The sequence below is a fragment of the Streptomyces kryoterrae genome (genome assembly GCF_054072135.1).
On record NZ_CM133358.1, the window covers coordinates 7,209,292 to 7,230,609 of the forward strand.

A 21,318-nucleotide genomic window follows, 5' to 3' on the forward strand; every position below is an offset into this window, starting at 1 on the left:
CTCCGGCTACCGGCCGGGGGAGGGAACGACCGTCACCGGAACTCCCCCGGCCGCGCTCCCCAGCAGCGTCAGCCGTACCTGCCCCGGCCCCGACTCCGTCGTCCCGTCCGAAAGCACGGCCAGGGCAAGGGTGTTGGCGCCCCGGGTGCGCAGGATGCCGTTCGGGAGGACGAAGGTGTGCTGGGGGCCCACGTCGTTGACGTACTGGCCCATGTTCCAGCCGTTCAGGAAGATCTGGACGCGGTAGGCACGTGCCGGATCGTCCTCCAGCACCAGTGCGATCGACGCGTCGACGCCCGGATCGACGGTGAGCCGGAACCCGGTCCGGTACCAGGTCACCCCCTGCCGCCGCCGCTCGGTACGCGGAAGGCCGACCGGGGGCCAGCCGTCGTCCGCGTACCCCGGCAGATGCCAGCCCGACCGTTCCCCGTACAGCCCACCGGTGTTGAGCGGTCCGCGCACCGGATCGGCCGCCGCCGCACCCTGCAACCGCCAGCCCACCGCAGGAGTGGCACCCGTGAAGGTCACCGCAGTCAGGCCGCGCGCGACCTTGTGCGTGTCCCGCGCCTTCCCGTCCATGTCGTGCTGCATCCGCCGCACCAGCACGGACAGCACATGTGCGCCGGCCGTCCGCACCTTCTCCGGCACGCCGAAGGCCGCCGTGGCCGCCCAACTCCCCTTCCGCACGGTCTTCTTGTCGGGCACCGGCATCCGGTGCGTGCCCAGCGGCTCACCGTCCAGCCACGCCATCAGCAGCCCCTGCGTCCCGGTGCTGTAGGAGAGGGACACGGACTCCGTACCCGTGGCGTCGGTGAAGGAGCCCCGGTACCAGACGTCCCCGTAGTGGAAGTTGTAGTCGTCGGCGAACAGCACGGGCTGCCCGTCGGGCACGGCGGTCGTACTGAACGTCGAAGTCCGGTCGGCGACCGTCCAGTCGGCGTCGTCGAAGCCGGGCTCGGACTCGGGGTTCTCCTCCTGGCGCCGCCAGCCGCCCAGCACGGGCAGCGCGACCGCCGGGACCCCCGCCAACGGCTCCTCGGCCCGCAGGCTTCCGGAGGCGGTGGCCGACGTCCTCAACGTCTGCCCGTTCCACACCACTTCACGAATCCCGCCCGGCGCCCACACCTCCAGCCCGGCGGCCTCGACGGTGTCCCCGGTCAACCGCACTGAGTCGCCCCGCAGTTCGGCGGTCCGCAGCAGCGGCGGCCCGTGGACCAGCACCGGCCCCGACGGAGTCTCGCGCGGCCAGAGCCGCACCGAGGTCTCGTCGTCGGCGAGGAGGAGAAGGAGGGGAGCCGAGACGCCGCCGCCTTCCACCAGCACCCGGGTGAGCCCGCCGAGCCGGGCGGTCACGCGCACCCGCCCGTCCGCGTACGAGGACTCCGCGTCCCCCGCGAGCACGGTCACCGTCGGCTCGCTCGCGCACTCCACCGCCGTCACCGTCGCCTCGCCCGCCCGGCCGGTGAGAACGGCGACGTCCTGGCGCCCGACGGTCAGCCACAGCATCGGCTGGGCGTTGGAGTACGCCAGCTTCCGCCGCCCCAGGGCGATTCCGGCGGCGAGGAGTCGGGCGTCCGAGGCGGGGACGGTGACCGGCAGTGAGATCCCGGCGACCGGGAGCGTCGAGGTGACCGGCTCCGGGGAGTCGTTGCGCAGGACGTACACGTGGGCGTGGGTGTCCGGGTTGGTGAGGTGGTAGACCCTGATCCGCCCGGCATCCGCCGGGACGCCCCCTGCCGCGATGTCCTCGGCCCGGTCCAGCTTGGCCAACTCCGGGACGGACCGCACCAGATGGCCGAACTGGTGCATGGGGACGACCTTCGGGGTCGCCCGGCGCCCCTCGTCGAAGGCGGCGCCGTAGTCGTACGACGTGTACACCTGCGGGGCGGGCAGCCAGCCCCAGTTGGTGCCGCCGAAGGTCATGTAGACGTTGTGGACGGTGATGCCGTTGGCGAGGTTGGTGAGGTAGAAGCGCCGTTCGTAGGCCGCGTCCCGGGTCCGCGCCGACCCCGCGTACCCCGCGCCGTCGAACTCGGCCCCGCCCCACGGATCGAACCAGCCGCCCCCGAACTCGGGGATGAATCCGGGGGTCTCGGGACTCGCCGTGGACCCGCCCTTCTCGCCGCCGATGCCGAAGTGCCCCCAGTCCGGTGGGAGTTGATCGGGGTCCGGATAACCGTCGAAGCCGTACAGCCAACGTCCGCGCTCGCCACCGGTGTCGAAGGAGCCGGGGGCCCAGTAGCCGTTCCGGCCCAGGTCGTTGTGGAAGAGGGGGACGTCGATGCCGTCGGCGCGGACCTTGGCGTACAGGTGGGCCATGTAGTCGACGCCGGCCGGCTCGGTGACGTACGAGCCGTACTCGTTCTCGATCTGGTAGAGCAGAACCGTTCCGTCGCCCTGGGTGTGGAGATGGCGGGCCACGATCCTGTTGACGGCGGTCAGCCACTCGTCGACGTACCCGAGATAGGTCGGGTCGGAGGTGCGGGCGCGGCCCTTTGTCGCGGTCAGCCAGCCGGGGAAGCCGCCGGCGTCGACCTCGGCGTTGATGTACGGGCCCGGGCGGACGATGACGTACAGGCCGGTCTCGGCGGCCTGGCGCAGAAAGAGGTCGAGGTCGCGGACGCCCGTGAAGTCGTAGCGGCCGGGGGCGGGGGAGTGGTGGTTCCAGGCCACGTAGATGCTGACGGCGTTGTAGCCGTGCGCGCGCATCTTCTGCAGGACGTCCCGCCACAGGGACGGGCTCGGCAGGCGGAAGGGGTGCGTCTCGCCCGACCACAGGACGAGCCGGCGGCCGTCGACGAGGAGGGAGTAGCGGTCGAAGCCGACGGTGTGCCGGCGGCCGTCCGCCGAGGGCGGGTCGGGGGCCGGGCCGGTGGGCGCGGTGTGGGCCGCGTACGCCGACCCGCCCGGGCCGCCGGAGCCCATGCCGGCGCTGGCGCTGAGGGAGAGGCCGAGGGCGGCGGTGCCCGCGAATGCGGTGAAGGTTCGTCTGCTCAACACCAACGTGGTCTCCTCGGCCGTACGGGACCCGCGTGAGTGATCGCGGATGAGCGGGTGCGGTCATTGTCCACACCGTGACGACCGACAATGACCCCATGAGGATCTCGGCGCGGGCGGACTATGCGGTGCGAGCGGTGCTGGAGCTCGCCGTACGGCAGGACGAGGGTGCCGTGAAGGCGGAGACCGTCGCCGCGGCCCAGGCCATTCCGCACAAGTTCCTGGAGGGCATCCTCGGGGATCTGCGGCGCGGCGGGATCGTCGACTCCCGGCGCGGTGGCAACGGCGGCTACCGGCTGGCGCGTCCCGCCGCCGGGATCACCGTCGCGGACGTCGTCCGGGCCGTCGACGGGCCCATCGTGTCGGTGCGCGGCGAACGGCCGACCGGCCTCGCCTACACCGGCCCCGCCGAACCGCTGCTGCCGCTGTGGGTCGCCCTGCGCGCCAACGTCCGCAAGGTGCTGGAGGGGGTGACCTTCGCCGATCTGGCGGCGGGGGAGCTGCCGGAGCCGGTGCGGGGGCTGGCGGCGGAACCGGCTGCGTGGGAAAACCCGTGAATTCTCCAGATTTCCGGTTTTTCAGAATCTTTTATCTTGCTCCATCGGAGCGCTCCTAAACCACTTGGAAGGGTGAAATTGCGAGTTGGTCGTTGACGCCCTTCACTCTCCCGATACCTTGACCCCTGCATGTGCATGCAATGTGTGGGGTCCAGGTGAAGGGTGTGCGTACGGGGATGAGTCTGCTGAGATCGCGTCGAGGGTGGGGCGTCGGGGCCGTTGTGGCCGCCGGTGTGTCCGGGGTTCTGATCGTGCAGAGCGTGAGCGGCGGGGGCGCGAACAACGCGGCCGACGACGGCAAGCCGGTCTCCGGGCCGATCGCGAGCGAGGAGTACGCGGCGGCGCTGAAGGTCGCCGCCGACGGCGACTCGGCGACGCTGGCCAAGCGGGACACCAAGCCGTTCAGCATGCTCGGCGTCACCTGGTCCGACCCGTCGGACCGCATGGCGGGCAAGGTCGAGGTCCGCACCCGCGAGGCCGGCACCGACACCTGGTCGTCCTGGCTGGAGCTTGGCACGGACAGCGGGCCCGGCGAGGAGGGCGCGACCCGCGCCGGCACCGAGCCCGCGTGGGTCGGCGCGTCCGACGGCGTGGAGGTCCGGGTCGACGGCAAGGCGTCAGCCGACCTGCCCGAGGGACTGCGCGTCGACATGATCGACCCTGGCACCGGTTCCGCCTCGGACCTGGAGCCGGCGGGGTACGTGGCGGCTGCGAGCACCGAGTCGCCGGACGCGACGATCACGCCGGACGAGACGGACTCCGCCTCGCCGACACAGACGGACTCGGCGTCCGCCCCTGCCTCCGCCTCCCCGACCGAGTCCGCCTCGGCCTCCCCCGGCACGTCGGAGCAGCCGAGCAGCGCGCCCGTGACGACCGCGCCGGCGACGACCTCGGCTCCTGCCTCGCCGGACGCCTCGGCGAGCACCGGCCCCACGGCCCCGCCGTCCACCGCTCCCAAGCCGCCGATCACCTCGCGGGCGGGCTGGGGCGCGGACGAGTCGATGAGCCCCGAGGCGCCGGACTACCTCACCAACGGGATCAAGGCGGTGGTCGTCCACCACACCGCCGAGACGAACGACTACACGTGCGACCAGTCTCCGGCGATGATCCGCGCCATCTACACGTACCACGTCAAATCGAACGGCTGGAAGGACATCGGCTACAACTTCCTGGTCGACAAGTGCGGCACGATCTTCGAGGGCCGTAAGGGCGGGGTCGACAAGCCGGTCTTCGGGGCGCACGCCTACGGCTTCAACAGCCAGACCACCGGCGTCTCGGTCCTCGGCAACTACAACCTGGTCGATCCGCCGACGGCCGTGCTGACCTCCGTCGCCCGCCTCGCCGCCTGGAAGCTCGGCCAGTACGGCGTCGACCCGGCCGGTACGACCACGCTCACCGCGGGCGCGGCCGGGACCAGCGAGTACAACACGAGGACGTGGAAGACGGGCGACCAGCTCTCCTTCCCGACCATCCACGGCCACGGCGACGGCTACGCCACCGAGTGCCCGGGCACCAGGCTCCATGCCCAACTGGCCACCATCCGCGGCTATGCGGCGGGCCCGGTCACCGGTCTCAGCCTCAATTCGGTTACGGGCGCGGGCACTTCGGGCACGCGGACGTACACCAAGTCGGCCACGACGGTCAGTTGGTCGGCGACCACCCCGGCCGCTCTGATCACGAAGTACGAGGTGCTGGTCGACGGCAAGGTGGCCGCCACCACCGACGGTACGGCGACCTCGGCGAAGGCGAACCTGGCGCTCGGCACGCACTCCGTGTCCGTACGGGCCACCCACATCTCCGGGCAGGCGACGACCACCGCCGCCGCGACCGTCGTCGCCGAGACGACCCCGCCCGCCTTCACCACCGCGCCGAACCTCGCCCTGCGCGCCGGCACGGTGGAGACGACGGCCGTCCCGGTCACCCTGAAGTGGAAGGCCACGGACTCGGCCGCGCTGAAGGAGGTGCGCCTGACGGCCCCGGTCGCCAGGACGTACGGCCCGACGATCGTCAGCGCCGACCTGGCCGCCAAGCCCGGCGCGGCCACGACCTGGTCGATGACGGCGTACGACCAGGCGGGCAACACCAGGGCGGCCTCGGTCGCCGGTACCCCGGTGATCCTCCAGGAGACCTCGGCGACTCGCACCGGCACCTGGACGACGAAGTCGTCGACCAGCTACCTGGGCGGCAAGTCGTACTCCAGCTCCGCCAAGAACGCCGCGCTGACCTGGACGTTCACCGGCCGCTCGGCCGCCCTCGCGGTGTCGCGGGCCTCGACGTCCGGTCAGGTCAACGTCTTCGTGGACGGGGTCAAGGTCGCCACGGTGGACCTGAAGTCGGCGACGACCAAGTACCGCGACGCGATCTGGACGAAGAGCTGGAGCGCGAGCGCCAAACACACGGTCAAAATCGTGGTCGTCGGCACGAGCGGCCGCCCGGCGGTCACGACGGACGGCCTGGTCTACCTGAAGTAGCACGCCTCCCGTTCCCCTTCCCGGCGTGAACAACGGGAACAACGTGAACAGCCTGAGTGCCGTCCTCGTACGGCGCTCAGGCTGTTCACGTCTCCGGGCTCAGCCGGAGGTGTCCACACCCACGGTGAGGGTGGCCTTGTAGCCGTCGGAGACGCTGGAGCCGAGTGCGGTGAGCGTCAGCAGTCCGGAGGAGGCGCCACCGTCGTCGTAGACGCTGTCGGCGGAGAGGAGGGTCTCGCTGGTGGTGTTCGCCGAGTAGGGGGAGGTGGCCTGGACCTTCGCGTTGATGTCCGGGTCGAAGAAGAGCTGACTGGTGTGGATGACCTCGCCGCCGGTGTACGAGGTGTCCGTGAGCGTGACGTCCGTGTGCACCCGCATGTGGATGTGGACGGCGCGGGAGATGTAGTGGCCGGGCCAGATCGAGACGATGGTGGCCTGGCCGTTCGCGTCGGTCAGCTGCCCGCCGCGCAGGAAGGTGCCGTTGTCCTCCTCCTGGTGGCCGTTGCCGCCGACGAAGCCGGAGTACTCGCCGAGGTGGTCGCAGTGCCAGAGCTCGACGAGGGCGCCTTCGAGCGGCGCACAGTCGTTGGTGAGGTCGACGACGGTGAAGGTGTGCTGGACCTCGAAGCCTTCCTTGTCCTCGCGGATGTCCTCGCGGACGAGGGCGCCGTCGAGGGAGTAGGGGCCCTCGGTGACCTCGGCGGTGAGGACACAGACGCTGCTCGTGGTCGACGAGGAGCTGTCCTCGGAGGTGCTGGTGGCCGTCTCGGACTCCGTGGCCGAGGTGGTGGGACTTGCGGACGCGAAGCCGGCGACCGCGAGTCCGCCGACCACCGCGGCGGTGCCGCCGCCGATCAGGACACGGCGCCGTTGGACGGTCTTGCTCAGCCGGTGTTTGCCCGCGGTGGCTGTGGTGTCGGAGAGGGTCTCGGCGGCGGTCTGGGGGGCGCTGTTCTGGGGGTTCGTGTTCTCTGTCATGTCCCGGAAACTTAGGGACGTATCTGAGGATTACCTTAAATCGCGGCTATGAATGCCCTGGGGACCTACCGCCCAACTCCATGGGTTTGGTGCGGAGTTGGGGCACACTCCGCGTGGCGCAATGATGGCTGCGCGTTACATCGATGGGTGGAACCGGCCGCGCGGGGGCGGGGATTGGCCGGGGATCGACGTGGCTGGGGTCTGCCCGGCCACCTATGCTGCGACCGCTCGGCCTTCACAGATTCTTCATGGCTCAATCACAGGTTGAGCGCAGTCACGTGCATGTATTTGGCATGCCCATGACTGTTGCGTGCGTGATTCTCACCCCCCACAGCATCACTGCGATGAAAGGGAGAAACATGGCTGGTGGCCTGCTCGTCAGCGGCGCGATAGCCGCTCTGTTCGCCGCTGCGATACCCGCACAGGGTGCCGGGTCGTCCTTCGAGGACCCGCCCCCGGACAAGATCGTCATCAAGGTCGCCACGGTGAACGGCTCCGGCTGTCCCGCGGGTACGGCCGCGGTGGCCGTCTCCGGCGACAACACCGCCTTCACCGTCACCTACAGCGACTACCTCGCCCAGGTCGGCGGCAACTCCGACCCGACGGCGTTCCGCAAGAACTGCCAGCTCAATCTGCTGGTGCACGTCCCGGCGGGCTTCACGTACGCCATCGCGAGCGTCGACTACCGGGGCTTCGCGGCCCTTCAGCGGGGCGCGAGCGGCATCCAGCGGGCCTCGTACTACTTCCAGGGCTCGTCGAACACGGCGTTCCGCACCCACACGTACAACGGCCCGTACAACGACAACTGGCAGGCCACGGACTCCACCGAGTGGGCCCAACTGGTCTGGGCGCCCTGTGGAGTTCAGCGCAACTTCAACATCAATACGGAGCTGCGGGTGAACGCCGGAACGTCGACGGGCACCAGCTTCATGGCGATGGACTCGACGGACGGCGAGATCGACACGATCTACCACCTGGCGTGGCAGCAGTGCCCCGCGAAGTGAGGACCGTGGGAACCGTCGGAGCCGTCACGCGGTTGTAGGGCCGGCCGGTTGCACGGCGTCCCGTGAGTGGGGCGCCGCCCGTCGGCTCGGTGGGCGTGCGGGTGTTGTGGACACGGCCGGCCGTGTCCACAACACCCCTCCCGTTGTGCGGAGTTACGCCGGTGCTGCCGGCGTCAGCTGCTTTCCACTCCCAGGGTCAGCGTTCCCGCGTACCCCGCCGAGGTCGAACTCCCCAGCGCGGTAAGGGTGAGGAGGCCGGAGGTGGCGCCCCCGTCGTCGTAGATCGAGTCCTGGGCGAGGGTGGTGCGGGTGACCGTGTTCGCCGCGTAGGTCGAGAGTGCCGCGACCTTCGCTGTGATCGTCTCGTTGAAGAACAACTGACCGGTGTGGAGTTCCGTGCCACCGGTGAACGAGCCGTTGGACGTGAGCGTGACGTTCTTGTGCACCTTGACGTGGATGTGGACGCAGCGGCCCCGGTACCAACCGGGGTAGACGGTGGTGATGTTGGCGATTCCGCTGGAGGTCGTCAGGACGCCGCCACGCAGGAAGGTGCCGTCGTCCGCCTCGTTGTGCCCGTTGTTGCCGACGTAGCCGGAATACTCTCCGAGGGCGTCGCAGTGCCAGATCTCGACGAGCGCGTTGCTGAGGGGTGCGCAGGTGTCGTCGTCGACGACGGTGAGGGTGAGTTTGAGCGGGATACCTGTCTTGTCCTCGCGGACGTCGGCGCGGACGTACTGGCCGTCGAGGTAGTAGGGGCCTTCGGTCAACTCCTTCGTGAGGGTGCAGACGGCCGCGGCTGCGACAGGAGCGGTCTTGTCTGCGGTGGGGGCCGGGGATTCGGGCACGGCGGCGGCCACGGCCAGGGCGGCGGCGGTGGCACCGGTCGCGATCAGAACGGTGCGGCGTCCGATCGCAGTGGGGGGCGTTTCCGAAATCTCTGTCATGAACACGGCAATGTAGTGGCATCAGCTGTCCGTGAGCTGTCGAAAAGCTGGGGATCCGGCAAAGTGACGATGCGTCAAGTCGATTGTGAGACAAGGGGGTTGGAGCGACAAGGGTGCCGTCTCAACTCCAGCTCGGTGAGTCCCACTCGCCGTACGGCACCGGCCGTCCCATGAAGGCGTCCAGGAGAACCCGGTCGCCCAGCGGCCGGTCCAGCTTGACCTTCACCTTCTTGCCGAGCATGACGGCGGCGCAGGCCAGATCCGGATCCTGCTTCCCGGGGGCGACGGTCGCCGAGAGCACCACACTGCCGTCCGTTTCCCGTGCCTGCACGCGAGGGCCGTCGTCGCAGGAGCCATGGTGTGCCATCACGGTGACGGTCCGCCCGTCCCCGGACACCTTCACCAGCCGCGGGATCTGCGTCAGTTCGGTGGGTGACTCCCCGAACTGCCCGATCGGCGACTTCGGAAGCTTCGACGGGCGCAGGGCGACGCGCTTGAGCGGCTCGTCATATCCGTCCAGCGTGAACAGCCAGGCCGGCACGGACGCCGGGCCCCGGCTCGTCGCGATCGTCATCTCGCCCGACCTGGCTCCGGTGACGGTGAGGTGAGGGACGTCGGAGCTCTCGACGCGGTCCAGGGCGGTGTACGCCTGTCGCGCGTCCATCAGGGGGCGGGTGAGTGAGCCACCGCCCTCCCACTTCGCCGTCCCCTCCTCGGGTGCGGTGGTGGGGAGTTCGCCGCGCAGTACGTAGCTCTCCATCGTGAAGGCCGTCTTGTCGTCCTTGCTGTGGAAGCCGCCGGCGGGTGGCTGGGCCGCCTCGCCCATGGGGAAGTAGCCCTTGCGCCACGCCTCGGCGGCCTTGGAGCCGTCCCAGGCGTCGGCGACCTGCTGGGCGCGACCGTCCCCCGGCGACGAGGTGTCTCGGTCGCGGGGCTTGGTGCCGATACTCTCCTCCGCCTTCTCGCTGCCGCAACCGGCCGCGAACAAGGCGGTGGTGAGGGTGAGAACGAGGGCGAGTCGGGTCGTGGTGCGGGTGGTGTGCGTACGCATGGGGTCCCCCCGAAGCTGATGCTGTCGGGACTGTGACGCAGTGGACGTGCCGTGCGTTCGACGATTCTGGGTTTTCCGGCGGTTGTATGAACGGCCCTCCGGGTCCCGGCTGCACCTGGGTGGAGTGCACCGGCTCGGTGTCCACGGCCGGGGGCCGTCTCGTCGTAGCGCTCGATCGGCAACTGGCCGCACAGGTCGTCGAGTCGGCGGAGCGTGGGCTGTCGACGCCGGCGGTGGAGGGGATCGTCCGCTCCTGCAGCATCCGGCGTATGACGTGGCCTGCCTGACAAAATCTTGCCAGAGTCACGTTCACGTGTACGCCAACACGAGGTGCCAAGGCCGTTGGCCGGCCCGCTTGTCCCCTGTGGACCGGCATCGCCTATGGATGAGTAATGGCGCCTTCATGGCAATGTCCTGCCCTTTCCTCGTTTTAGCAAATTCGTCATCAAAGGCTGCCGAGATGAATTGTCGAGTCCGCATATCGATCTGATCATTTTGTTCACATCCATCCGGGTCGTTATGGGTTATTTACGTCTTATTGGCATGTGCATGTAAAATATTTCCTCGTGGAGCAGTGCCTTTCCGAGTGCTGTTCAGCCCTGTAAATCTCTCTCATTGATCTCTCATGCGGAGATCGGCTTGAAGGAGATGCGATGAGTTTTTGGTCCACCGGCGGGCCTCCCGGTCCGTTCAGGGTGTCGGGCGCACTGTCTGTGCGCAGACGGATAAGACGGACAGCTGGAGTGCTGGCCCTGTTCCTGGCCATTGAGACGGCGATGGTTGTGGAATCGACGGGGCAGGCGATAGCCGTCACCCCCGAGACGACAACCACGACATCGACCTCGACGAAGGCGTTGGGTCCTGCGCAGGCGCAGGACGAGGCGTCGGCGGTGCTGATGGCGCGGTTGCAGAACCGGAAGATCGAGGTGCTGTCGGAGCGCACAGCGGACTCGACGAGCTACGCCCTGCCTGATGGGACGTTGTCGACGGAGGCGTACGCGGGGCCGATCCGGGTGAAGCAGGACGGTGTGTGGAAGGACATCGACACGTCGCTGTCCGACACCGGAGCCGACCTTGCCCCGGAGGCGGCGGCTGCGGACATCGTGGTGTCCGACGGCGGGGACAAGTCCTTGGCGTCAGTGTCGAAGGGGGATACGTCCTTCGGGCTGGGCTGGGAGGACAAGCTCCCCACCCCGACGGTGAAGGACGCCACTGCCTCCTACGACCTGGGCAGCGGGCAGACTCTGAAGGTCACCGCTCTGGCTCAGGGGTTCTCCGAGAACCTGGTCCTGACCCAGCGGCCGGACGCCGCGACGTCGTACCGGATCCCGCTGGACCTGAAGGGTCTGACGCTGTCCCAGGCGGACTCCGGGCACCTGCTGCTGAAGGACTCCGGCGGGAAGCTGGTCGCCGAGGCCCCGGCACCGATGATGTGGGACGCGTCCAAGGACGCGGCGTCCGGGGAGTCGGCGCACCAGGAACAGGTCGCCACGAAGGTCGAGACCGCGGACGACGGGTCGCAGACCCTGGTACTCACCCCCGCCGCCGACTTCCTGGCCACGGCGACGTATCCGGTGACGGTCGATCCGACCTCCACGCTGGCGGTGACCACGGACACCTGGGTGCAGACGCCGGACTACACCGACTCGCAGGTGTCCTCGACCGAGCTGAAGTCGGGCACGTACGACTCCGGCAGCGATGTGGCGCGCGCGTACCTGAAGTTCGACGTATCGAAGTTCACCGGCAAGGACATCACCTCGGCGACGATGTCGCTGTACAACTACTACTCCGCGACCTGCGCCACCTCGGGCGCGGCGACCCAGGCCCGGCGGATCACTTCCACCTGGTCGTCGTCCTCGGTGACATGGAGTTCGCAGCCCTCGACCACCACCACGGACGTGGCGAACAACACGGGTCACTGGGGCTACAGCTCTTCCTGCCCGGCCACCTACTCGAACTGGAATTTGCAGACCATCGTGCAGGCCTGGGCCAACGGCGCGGCCAACTACGGTCTGCAGATCCGCAGCGCGGACGAGAGTGACTCCACCAGCTGGCGGCGCTTTCGCTCCGCGAACTACGATACGTCCGGCTATGCGCCGAAACTGGTGGTGAACTACAACTCCTACGCCACCACCAGCGGGCTGGCGGTCTCGCCGAGCTCCGTGAACGCCTACAGCGGCAAACGGTACGTGACCACTTACACTCCCACCCTGTCGGCGAAGGTCACCGACGCGGACGGCTCGACGGTCAAGGGCCAGTTCGAGATCACCAACGACCCGTCGTACAGCGGTGAGACCTCGTACTCCTACACCGCCACCTCGGCGTCGGTGTCGTCCGGCGGCACGGCGAAGCTGACGATCCCGGCAGCCAGCCAGCTGGCCGCCTCACACCTGCGGATGCGGGTACGCGGTTACGACGGCGTCGACTACGGCTCGTGGTCGTCCTACATCTACTTCGTGCCGAATGTCGCCAAGCCCAACGCCCCCACCGTCTCGTGCACCACCTACGCCCAGGACACCTGGGTGGACAAGGCGTCGGGGTCGGTGACCTGCACGCTGGACACCTCCTCCACCGACGGCCAGGGCTACCTGTGGGGCCTGGACGACTCCACCACTCCGAAGTCGGTCTACGACACCGTGGATGGAAATGGTGGCGACCCACTGACCTTTTCCATTGCGCCCGACCTCGGCTGGCACACGCTGTATGCCAAGACGATCGACTCCGGCGGCAACATCTCCACCGCGACGACCTCGTACAACTTCGGTGTGGGCGCCGACGGAGCCGGTCTGCTCACCCCCGGCAACGGGGACAGCACCGCACGCCGGGTCAGCCTGACCTCCACCGGCAAGACCACCTACACCGGGGTCACCTACCAGTACCGGCACGGTGAGACCGACACCTGGACCAACGTCCCGGTCACCCATGTCACCAAGACTTCCGACGGCTCCTCCGTATCGGCCTGGCCGGTCACCGTCACCAGCGGCGCTCCGGCCCCGCTCACCTGGGACGTCACCTCGTCGGTGTCCACGGACGGGCCGATCGACATCCGGGCCGCCTTCACCGACGGCTCCACCACCGGCTACAGCCAGTCCAACACCGTCACCGTGGACCGCAACGCCGGCACCGCGCCGTCAGAGGACATCGGCCCCGGCGCGGTCAACGCGCTCACCGGTGACTTCACCGTCTCCGAGACCGACGCCTCGGCATTCGGGATGTCCGTGTCGCGCATGGCGTCCTCGCGGCGCCCGACCGCCGGGTCGGACGCGACAGGCCAGGCGGCGATCTTCGGTTCGCAGTGGACCTCTGGCGTCATCGCCGAGCTGACCGACTCGGACTGGTCGTACCTGAAGCAGTCCACCGCCACCTCGGTGGCGCTGGTGGACGTGGACGGCGACGAGACCGGCTTCACCGCCACCTCCGCGGGGGGCTGGAAGCCTGAGCCGGGTTCGGAGGACCTGACCCTGACGCAGTCGGCGACCACCGGCGACTTCACCCTCAAGGACGACCAGGGCACCACGACCACCTTCGTGAAGGCGGCCCCGACCGCCACCACCTGGCAGGTCTCCACCACCTCCCCGCCGACCGCCAACTCCAGCACCGAGGTGGTCTCCGAGCTGGCACCGGGCAGCACCACGCTCTCCCGCCCCAAGTACCTGATCGCGCCCACCTCCGCGGTCTCGCAGTCGGTCTGCCAGTCCACTCCGTCGGCGGTCGGCTGCCGGGTACTGGAGTTCGTCTACGCGACCTCCACCAGCGCCACCGGCTACAGCACCGGATCGGACTTCGGCAACTACACCGGCCGGGTCCAGGAAATCCGCGAGTGGTCCACCGCTCCCGGTGCGACAGCGGCGACCTACAAAACCGTGGCGACCTACCGCTACGACGCCGGCGGCAAACTGCGCCAGGAGTGGAACCCCAACCTGTCGCAGGCCACGCAAACGCAGTACTCCTACGACAGCGCCGGCCGCGTCACCGGGTACCAGTCTCAGTCGCAACTGGCATGGAGTTTCACCTACGACACGGCGGGCACCGGCATGCTGTTGACCGCTTCCCGGCCGACCCTGGCCCAGGGCAGCGCGAGCACCCTCGACGGCAACACCGCCACCACGTCCGTCGTCTACGACGTACCGCTGTCCGGTACCAATGCCCCGAACCAGATGAGTACCTCGGATGTGGACGACTGGGGCCAGAGCGACGTCCCCGCCGACGCCACCGCGGTCTTCCCGCCGGACGCCGTCCCGGCCTCCCACACCGGCTCCGGCCTGTCGGCCACCGACTACACCCGCGCCACCATCACCTACACCGACGCCTCCGGGAGGGAGGTCAACACCGCCTCCCCGGGCGGACACATCACCACCACCGGTTATGACCGGTTCGGCAACAGCGTCATGCAGCTCACCGCAGGCAACCGGGAACTCGCACTGACCTCCGCCACCAGCGGCGACAGCTATGACGAGCTCAGCCTGCTGCACATCGCAGGCGACACCACCTCCGTCCGCGCCGGACTGCTGTCCACCCTTTCCACGTATTCCACCGACGGCCTGCAGAAGCTGGACGAGAAGGGTCCGCTGCACATGGCGACCCTGACCTCGGCACTCGCCGCCGGTTCCGGTGGCACCGACCTGCCCGCGGGCACCGCCTGGCCGCTGCGCTCGCACACCGTCAACACCTACGACGAAGGCCGCCCCACCGACGGCACCGCCAACGTCGCCAACCAGGTCACCACGACCAAGACCGGGGCCTGGGCCGAGAACTACCCCTCCGACGCGGACGTGCGCACCAGCACCACTGCCTATGACTGGGGCAAGGGCCTGCCCATCACGCAGGTCACTGACCCCGGCGGCCTCGCGATCACCACGACGACGTCCTACGACTCCCAGGGCCGGGTCATCAAGACCACCCAGCCCACGTCCAGCGGCACCGACGCCGACACCACGGTGACCACCTACTACTCCGCCACCGGCACTGGCACCTGCAACGGCAGTCTCGAATGGGCCGACCAGATCTGCTCCACCGGACCGGCCGGTGCCATCACCGGCGGCGGCACCAACCCGACCCAGTTGCCCACCAAAACCATCCAGTACGACTGGTGGGGCAACCAGGCCATCGTCACCGAGACCGCCAACTCCGTGACCCGCACCGCTACACACACCTACGACGGCGCCGGGCGCATCCTCACGACCGCCATCACCGGCGGCACCGGCACAGCCGTCCCGGACACCAGCACCACGTACGACCCCAGTACCGGCCGCGTCGCCACGGTCTCCACCAGCGCGGGCACTGTCAGCCACACCTACGACCAGCTCGGACGGGAGATCTCCTACACCGACGGCGCCGGCAACACGGCCACCAAGGCATACGACGCCCTGGACCGCCCGGTGAAGACCACCGACTCGGCCCCGTCCACGACCACCTACACCTACGACACGACCCTGGACCCGCGCGGTCTGGAAACCTCCCGCACCGACTCCGTCGCCGGGACCTTCTCCGCCACCTACGACGCGGACGGTGACCTGGCCACCGAGACTCTGCCCGGGGGTTACACCCTCACCGACACCCAGGACGAGACCGGAGCGGAGACCTCCCGGGTCTACCGTCTCGGCACCGGAAGCGACGCCACCGTCGTCGCCTCCGACGCCGCCGATCACACCGTCCAGGGCCAGACCGTCGCGGACGTCGACAGCAACGGCCAGACCCGGTCGCGCAGTTACACCTACGACGCGGCCGGCCGCCTGACCCAGGCCGACGACACAGCCGCCGACAGCTCCTGCACCCGCAGGAGCTACACCTTCGACAAGAACACCAACCGCACCGCACTCGCGGTCTCGACCAGTGACGTCGGCTCCGCGTGCACCGGCACCGGCGCCACCACCACCTCCTACACCTACGACACCGCCGACCGCCTGACCACCTCCGGCACCGTCTACGACGCCTTCGGCCGCACCACCACCCAGGCCTCCGGTGCCACCATCGGCTACTACACCAACGACCTCGTCCGCCAGCAGACCTCCGGCACCAACCGACAGACCTGGACCCTGGACGCGACCGGACGCCTCGCCGCCTGGACTACCGAATCCGACAGCAGCGGCACCTGGACACAGACCTCGTCCAAGACCAACCACTACGGCGCCGACGGAGACAGCCCCGACTGGACCCAGGAGACCAGCAGCACCCTCACCCGCAACGTCCAGGGCACCAGCGGAGACCTCGACGCCACCACCAGCGCCACCGGCGGCACCGTCCTCCAGCTGACTGATCTGCACGGTGACACCATTGTCCAGCTCCCGGTGGACACCTCGGTGGCCCCGACCGCCCAGTCCTACGACGAGTTCGGCAACGCCGAGGACAGCACCGCAGCTACTCGCTATGGCTGGCTCGGCGGGAAGCAGCGCTCCAGCGAAACAGTCACCAGCGCCATTCTCATGGGCGTCCGCCTGTACGACCCGACGATTGGACGCTTCCTCCAGGTCGACCCGGTCCCGGGCGGCAGTGCGAACGCGTACGACTACTGTGGCGGCGACCCTGTCAACCAGTTCGACCTCGACGGCCAGTCCTTCTGGGGACGCACATGGAGTTTCGTCAAGAATCACCGCACCACGATTCTGACAGTCGGCTCGTTCATTCCATTTGTAGGCGAAGGATTTGCCGTAGCCGCAATGATCAGCGGAGCCTACGACGCATACAATGACTACAGGCACGGCGACTATGTCGGTGCCGCGCTGGACGTCGCAGGTGTCTTCTCCGGCGGAGCCAGCTATGGGTACCGTTTCGCCGCCCGCTCCGCGGAGCGCCGAGCAGCAAGACTGGCCCGCGGAAGATACGCCACCAGGCGCGCCTTCCACAGGGCCAGGCGGGCCTTGAAGCGGCGAGGGATTCGTTACCATCGGTACCGAAGCTACTCCGACAGATTCGGCTGGGGCGCGGGAGCCGCCTACGAGGGAAGGTACTGGTGGCATAACCGCCACCACTATTTCTAGCCCGTAAAAGCGCTGATTTCCCGGTTCGGGCCTGGAATATTCAAGGTCCGAACCGGGCCCGAGCGGAACGACCCAAAAATGATCGAGTTCGAATATTTTCTCGCCAGGGCGGCAGTCAAGAGCTTCACTGACCCCGAAGAGCGCGAGCAGCTCATAGAGAGCATGCGAAAGGTAAACACCGGAGAGGTGGACCCGGATTCGCTGATCGACTTCAACTCCTTCCTCGGCATCGCCTGGTGGGGAGTAATTCTTGCGGCATTCACCTTTGGTGCGATCGCATATGTGATCACCGATTCCCTCTCGCCGGAATCAGTTGCTGCGACTGTGGGTCGATTTACGTTTTCCGTCACCAGCGGAATCGCCCTGTTCCAGCTGGTGATTACCGCGAGACGTCAGATGGGTGAAGCGGGAAGGCGCGGATCCTTTCGCCTGGCAAAAATTCGTATTGCGCTTCTGCCTTCATGGCTGGATCTGCTTGCCATCGTCGCCCTATGTGTTCCCATGTTCTACATCAACCCATTCAGGGCGGCTTGACCTCGATCGTTTCTGAGTCCTTGTCGGCGCCCTGACAGGGACCCTGTGTTTCCGATCTCCCGGTGTGGTGGTGCGGATCGTCGGGCCCGGCAAGGTCAAGTTCGGACCCTGGCGGCGTACGCGACGAAGCCGGCCCAAGTGGTGGGGGAGAGGGCGAGTTGGGGGCCCGCCTTGTCCTTGGAGTCCCGGATGTGGATGGTGCCGGGGCAGGTGGCGACCTCGACGCAGTCGTCGCCTTGGGAGCCGCTGTAACTGCTCTTGAACCAGGCCAGGTTGGGCGTCGTCCTCATAGCGCTCCTCGCATCCGCTCCAGCAGGCTCCGGGAGTCCTCCGGTGGCAGAGCCTGAGAGCGCAGTTTCGCATACCGCTGGTGGAGGATGCTGATCCCTTTTGGGTCAGAGATGAGACGGCCGTTCTCCTGCCCCTCGGAGTAGGCGAACCACTTGTTCTTCGGTGTCTCCAGCAGCCGCAACGGCCCGTCCAGCCCCGCGTGTACGGGCTGGCGCAGCGGCATGATCTGGATCTCCACGTTCCAGTGCCGGTCGATCACGTCCAGCAGATGGTCGAGCAGTTCCCGGGTGACCTCCTCACCGTCCGTGTGCCGCTCCAGCACCGCCTGTTCCAGGATGAAGCTGAACGAGCACGGCGGATTCCGCTGCACGGAGAGCAGCTTCTGCCGTTCCAGCCGGGCCTCGACTCGTTTGTTCATCTCCTCCTCGGCGGGTCGCGGCGGCACACTCGTCGTCACGGCTCGCGCGTATGCCTCCGTCTGCAACAGGCCCGGAATCAGGCGGCATTCGTACGTGCACAGACTGATCGCCGTCCCCTCCAGCTGCGCCCACCTCCTGAACCACGCCGCCAACCCCGGCTGCCGGTTCAGGAACTCGGCCGCTTTCTTCAGTGCCCCCGTGTTGCCGAGCGCCACATCCGCCCGGTCCACGAACTCCGGGTCGGGCATGCGCCTCCCCAACTCCACGGAAGCCACCGTATGTTCGGAGAACCGCACTGCCAGGGCCAGTTCCCTCCTGGTCATCCCCATGTGCTCGCGCAGGGCCTGGACCACCGCCCCGAACGTCCGCAAGCTGTCCGAGAACTCCGGCTCGCCGCCCGTAATCCCCTGCGTGCTCTCAGCCATCGTCGGCCACCTCTCGCGCACTCGTCCCGCCGTACACACCCAGCGCACCCATGGTCACGTGCGGTGACGAGTACTGTCCAGTCCGTAGCCGCGTACGCTGCCCCGGCGTACACGGCTCCGACCTGGTGAAGTGGCCCTCTCGCCCGTCACATTGGGCGCATGAGCGCATCCTCGGCCCCCCAGCACCCGGTTACCGTACGTATGTTCACCCAGCGCCTGAGTGCCACCCCGCGCGGCGCCCGCCTCGCCCGGCACCTCGCCGTGGGCCAACTGGACGCCTGGGGCATCCCGTACGGCTCGGACGTCTCCGAGGCCGTCTCCGTGATCGTCGCCGAGCTGGCGGCGAACGCGGTGACCCATGGACGCGTCCCCGGGCGGGACTTCGAGCTGCGGCTCACGCTCGTCACGGGCAGCGTGCGCGTCGAGGTCACCGACAGCCGCAGCGGCTCGCGCCCGCCGGGACCGAGGGACGTACGGCCTGCGTTGCCCCTGGTGGAGTCCGGGCGCGGGCTGGTCGTCGTCGACGCGGTGGCCGACCGCTGGGAGGTGCTGGACCGGGAGCCACCGGGAAAGACGGTACGGGCCGAGGTGGACGTACCGGGGTGGTGGTCGCTGGTGAGGCGGCAGGGGTGGGAGACAGGGTAGGTCCCCATCGGGCGGGCCCGGGGGCACGCCCACGCAGCAGCACCTCCACACCGTCGTCAGGACCCCCAACGGGGGCGACTACGGCGTCGACCTGCTCAAACTCCACCTGGAGAACGATCACTGATCCCCGGGGTCCGGGGCGGGTGATCAGCCCGCCTGGCCCATGCCCGCCGGGTTCGGCCAGCTCTGCGCGGCGGGCCAGCCCGTCGCCGGGGCCGGGGCCAGGCCCGGGCCGGTGGTGCCGCGGACCTGGGCGGCCGTGAGGCCGTTGCGGGCCGGGACACCGGAGGGGGTGGGCTGCTGCTGCGGAACCATCTGCTGGGGCTGCGGCTGCTGGGGGATCGGCGGCTGCTGCATCTGCATCTGGGGTTGCTGCATCTGGGGCTGCGGGACCTGCTGCGGTTGCTGCTGCTGCATGGGCGGCTGCTGCATCTGCATGCTCGCGCCGCCGTAGCTCTGCCCCCCGCCGCCATAGCTCTGTCCCGCGCCGCCGTAACTCTGCGCGGTCATCGCCGCCGGCATCTGCATGGCGGCGGGCATCTGCATCGGCATGGGAGCCTGCATCGGTGCCTGCATGGGCGTCGGCATGCCGGTACCGGCTGCCGCGGCCACCGCGAGCCCCGGCATACCGGTACCGAGGGCCTGAGCGGCAAGGCCCGGCATACCGCCCCCGTTGGTGGCACTGACCAGCCGGTCCACCGCCGCCGTGCCCGAGCTGTAGTTGGTCGCTGCGCTCAGCTCCGGTACGGCGGCTCCCCTCCTGGTCCCGTAGAGCACCTGTTCCAGGCCGGACACCAGGCGACGTACGTCCACCTGGGGGCGCACCACGAGACGCACGAAGCGACTGGACGAGCCGATCTTGTTGCCGCACTCGCGGATCAGGATGCGATGCTCGGTGAGCATCCGGTCCCGGACCACGGTGCCCTCGGCGCCGACGGGGAGGCGCACGAAGAGGAAGTTGCCCTGTGACGGGTAGACCGTCAGACCGGGCAGGGAGGAAAGCTGGCTCGCCATGTCGAGGCGGTCCCGGCGCACCTGGTGGAGGCTCTGCATGTACTCCTGGCCGTGCTCCTTGAGCATGAACACCACGTACTCGGCGAAGGCGTTGAGGTTCCACTTCGGCAGCATCGAGCGGACGCGGCCCGCGAGCGACGGGTTGGCGACCATGTAGCCGAAGCGGATGCCGTGCAGACCGAAGTTCTTGCCGAGGCTGCGCAGGACGATGACGTTGGGGCGGATCATCGCCTCCTGCACGACGCTCGGTTCGGCCTCCGCGTCGGCGAACTCGAGGAACGACTCGTCGATGATGATCAGGTCGAGGTCGGCCATCGCGTCCATGAACTGCACGAGCGCGTGCTTGTGCAGGAAGCCGCCGTCGGGGTTGTTGGGGTTGCAGATGACGGCGACCCGGGTGCCACGCGCGCGGATGAACTCGGCGTACTGGCCCAGGTCGAGATTGAAGCCGCTGGACTCCTGGAGCGGGAACATGTCGACCCGCTTGCCGGTCTCCATGGGCTGGTCGGTCCAGCGACCGAAGGTGGGGACGGGGACGGCGAGGGATTCGCGGACCAGCAAGTGGTCGATCCACGTGATCAGTTCGGTCGAGCCGTTGCCCATCGCCACGGCCTGCGGCGGCAGTTGGAGCAGATTGCACAGCTCGGCGGTGATCGTGTCGGCGCTGCTCGGGTAGAACGTGATGATGTCACGCAGCCGCGCCGACATGGTGTCCATCATGGCCGGAGTGGGGAAGTAGGGGTTGCACGGGATACAGAAGTCGACCGGGCCGGTCCCGTCGCTCTCTCGCGCGAGCGCAGCCATCGAGGGGCTGTGCGCCGCCGTGCTGCGAAAGAGCGAGGTGACGTTGTCGGCCATGGAACCTCCGTATGTGGCGGACCCGTTGGGGAGGACGGGTCCTCCGGCTCAGGGTGGCCCGCGCGGGGGAGTACGGGCCGTCCCTGAATACGGATGGCTGTGTGGTGCTGTTCAACCGCTGTGGTTTCGATGGAAAATTGTGAAGCTCCTGTG

Annotated in this window: 14 protein-coding genes; 7 read left to right on the forward strand and 7 right to left on the reverse strand. The window is 68.4% G+C overall.

All coding sequences use genetic code 11. The annotated features are described in order from the left end of the window. Positions 1 to 6: 6 nt before the first annotated feature. On the reverse strand, positions 7 to 3,003 hold the full coding sequence (locus ACW4TU_RS32060) for a glycoside hydrolase family 35 protein (RefSeq protein WP_457418840.1): 2,997 nt from the start codon (positions 3,001 to 3,003) through the stop codon (positions 7 to 9). 92 nt (positions 3,004 to 3,095) lie between these two features. Here ACW4TU_RS32060 and ACW4TU_RS32065 point away from each other — a divergent pair, with 92 nt between their 5' ends. Next, positions 3,096 to 3,554: an RrF2 family transcriptional regulator gene (locus tag ACW4TU_RS32065; RefSeq protein WP_457430428.1), complete on the forward strand. Its 459-nt coding sequence runs from the start codon at positions 3,096 to 3,098 to the stop codon at positions 3,552 to 3,554. A 176-nt stretch (positions 3,555 to 3,730) separates the two neighbouring features. Beyond that, a complete protein-coding gene (locus ACW4TU_RS32070) occupies positions 3,731 to 6,025 on the forward strand; it encodes an N-acetylmuramoyl-L-alanine amidase (protein ID WP_457418842.1) in 2,295 nt (764 codons plus the stop codon). Between the two features lie 99 nt (positions 6,026 to 6,124). Here ACW4TU_RS32070 and ACW4TU_RS32075 read toward each other — a convergent pair whose 3' ends face one another. Next, positions 6,125 to 7,003, reverse strand: coding sequence for an intradiol ring-cleavage dioxygenase (locus ACW4TU_RS32075; RefSeq protein ID WP_457418844.1), 879 nt, complete (start codon positions 7,001 to 7,003; stop codon positions 6,125 to 6,127). Between the two features lie 359 nt (positions 7,004 to 7,362). Between ACW4TU_RS32075 and ACW4TU_RS32080 the strand changes: the two genes are divergently transcribed. Then, positions 7,363 to 8,007: a DUF4360 domain-containing protein gene (locus tag ACW4TU_RS32080; RefSeq protein ID WP_457418846.1), complete on the forward strand. Its 645-nt coding sequence runs from the start codon at positions 7,363 to 7,365 to the stop codon at positions 8,005 to 8,007. A 173-nt stretch (positions 8,008 to 8,180) separates the two neighbouring features. Here the strand turns inward: ACW4TU_RS32080 and ACW4TU_RS32085 are convergent, their stop codons facing one another. Beyond that, the gene (locus ACW4TU_RS32085) at positions 8,181 to 8,951 is read right to left on the reverse strand and encodes an intradiol ring-cleavage dioxygenase (protein WP_457418848.1); all 771 of its coding nucleotides are present in this window, start codon (positions 8,949 to 8,951) and stop codon (positions 8,181 to 8,183) included. Between the two features lie 121 nt (positions 8,952 to 9,072). Further along, entirely contained in the window at positions 9,073 to 10,002 is a 930-nt protein-coding gene (locus ACW4TU_RS32090; protein WP_457418850.1) for a hypothetical protein, read from the reverse strand. Between the two features lie 86 nt (positions 10,003 to 10,088). On the opposite strand from ACW4TU_RS32090, the gene ACW4TU_RS32095 reads away from it, so the two are divergent. The 3 genes from ACW4TU_RS32095 to ACW4TU_RS32105 all read left to right on the forward strand — a co-directional run bounded on the left by ACW4TU_RS32095 (position 10,089) and on the right by ACW4TU_RS32105 (position 17,513). After that, complete coding sequence (locus ACW4TU_RS32095; protein ID WP_457418852.1) at positions 10,089 to 10,289, forward strand: hypothetical protein; 201 nt, start codon at positions 10,089 to 10,091, stop codon at positions 10,287 to 10,289. Positions 10,290 to 10,778: 489 nt separating this feature from the next. Then, positions 10,779 to 16,979 carry a DNRLRE domain-containing protein gene (locus ACW4TU_RS32100; RefSeq protein WP_457418854.1) on the forward strand — a complete coding sequence of 2,067 codons (6,201 nt, stop codon included), beginning with the start codon at positions 10,779 to 10,781 and terminating at the stop codon, positions 16,977 to 16,979. Positions 16,980 to 17,057: 78 nt separating this feature from the next. Continuing rightward, the gene (locus ACW4TU_RS32105) at positions 17,058 to 17,513 is read left to right on the forward strand and encodes a hypothetical protein (protein ID WP_457418856.1); all 456 of its coding nucleotides are present in this window, start codon (positions 17,058 to 17,060) and stop codon (positions 17,511 to 17,513) included. Between the two features lie 95 nt (positions 17,514 to 17,608). Here the strand turns inward: ACW4TU_RS32105 and ACW4TU_RS32110 are convergent, their stop codons facing one another. After that, positions 17,609 to 17,803, reverse strand: coding sequence for a DUF397 domain-containing protein (locus ACW4TU_RS32110; protein WP_457418858.1), 195 nt, complete (start codon positions 17,801 to 17,803; stop codon positions 17,609 to 17,611). Next, positions 17,800 to 18,648 carry a helix-turn-helix domain-containing protein gene (locus ACW4TU_RS32115; protein WP_457418860.1) on the reverse strand — a complete coding sequence of 283 codons (849 nt, stop codon included), beginning with the start codon at positions 18,646 to 18,648 and terminating at the stop codon, positions 17,800 to 17,802. The genes ACW4TU_RS32110 and ACW4TU_RS32115 overlap by 4 nt, the downstream gene beginning before the upstream one ends. Positions 18,649 to 18,807: 159 nt before the next feature. On the opposite strand from ACW4TU_RS32115, the gene ACW4TU_RS32120 reads away from it, so the two are divergent. Beyond that, entirely contained in the window at positions 18,808 to 19,293 is a 486-nt protein-coding gene (locus ACW4TU_RS32120) for an ATP-binding protein (RefSeq protein WP_457418862.1), read from the forward strand. Between the two features lie 147 nt (positions 19,294 to 19,440). Here ACW4TU_RS32120 and ACW4TU_RS32125 read toward each other — a convergent pair whose 3' ends face one another. Next, entirely contained in the window at positions 19,441 to 21,165 is a 1,725-nt protein-coding gene (locus tag ACW4TU_RS32125; RefSeq protein WP_457418864.1) for a pyridoxal phosphate-dependent aminotransferase, read from the reverse strand. Positions 21,166 to 21,318 lie beyond the last annotated feature (153 nt).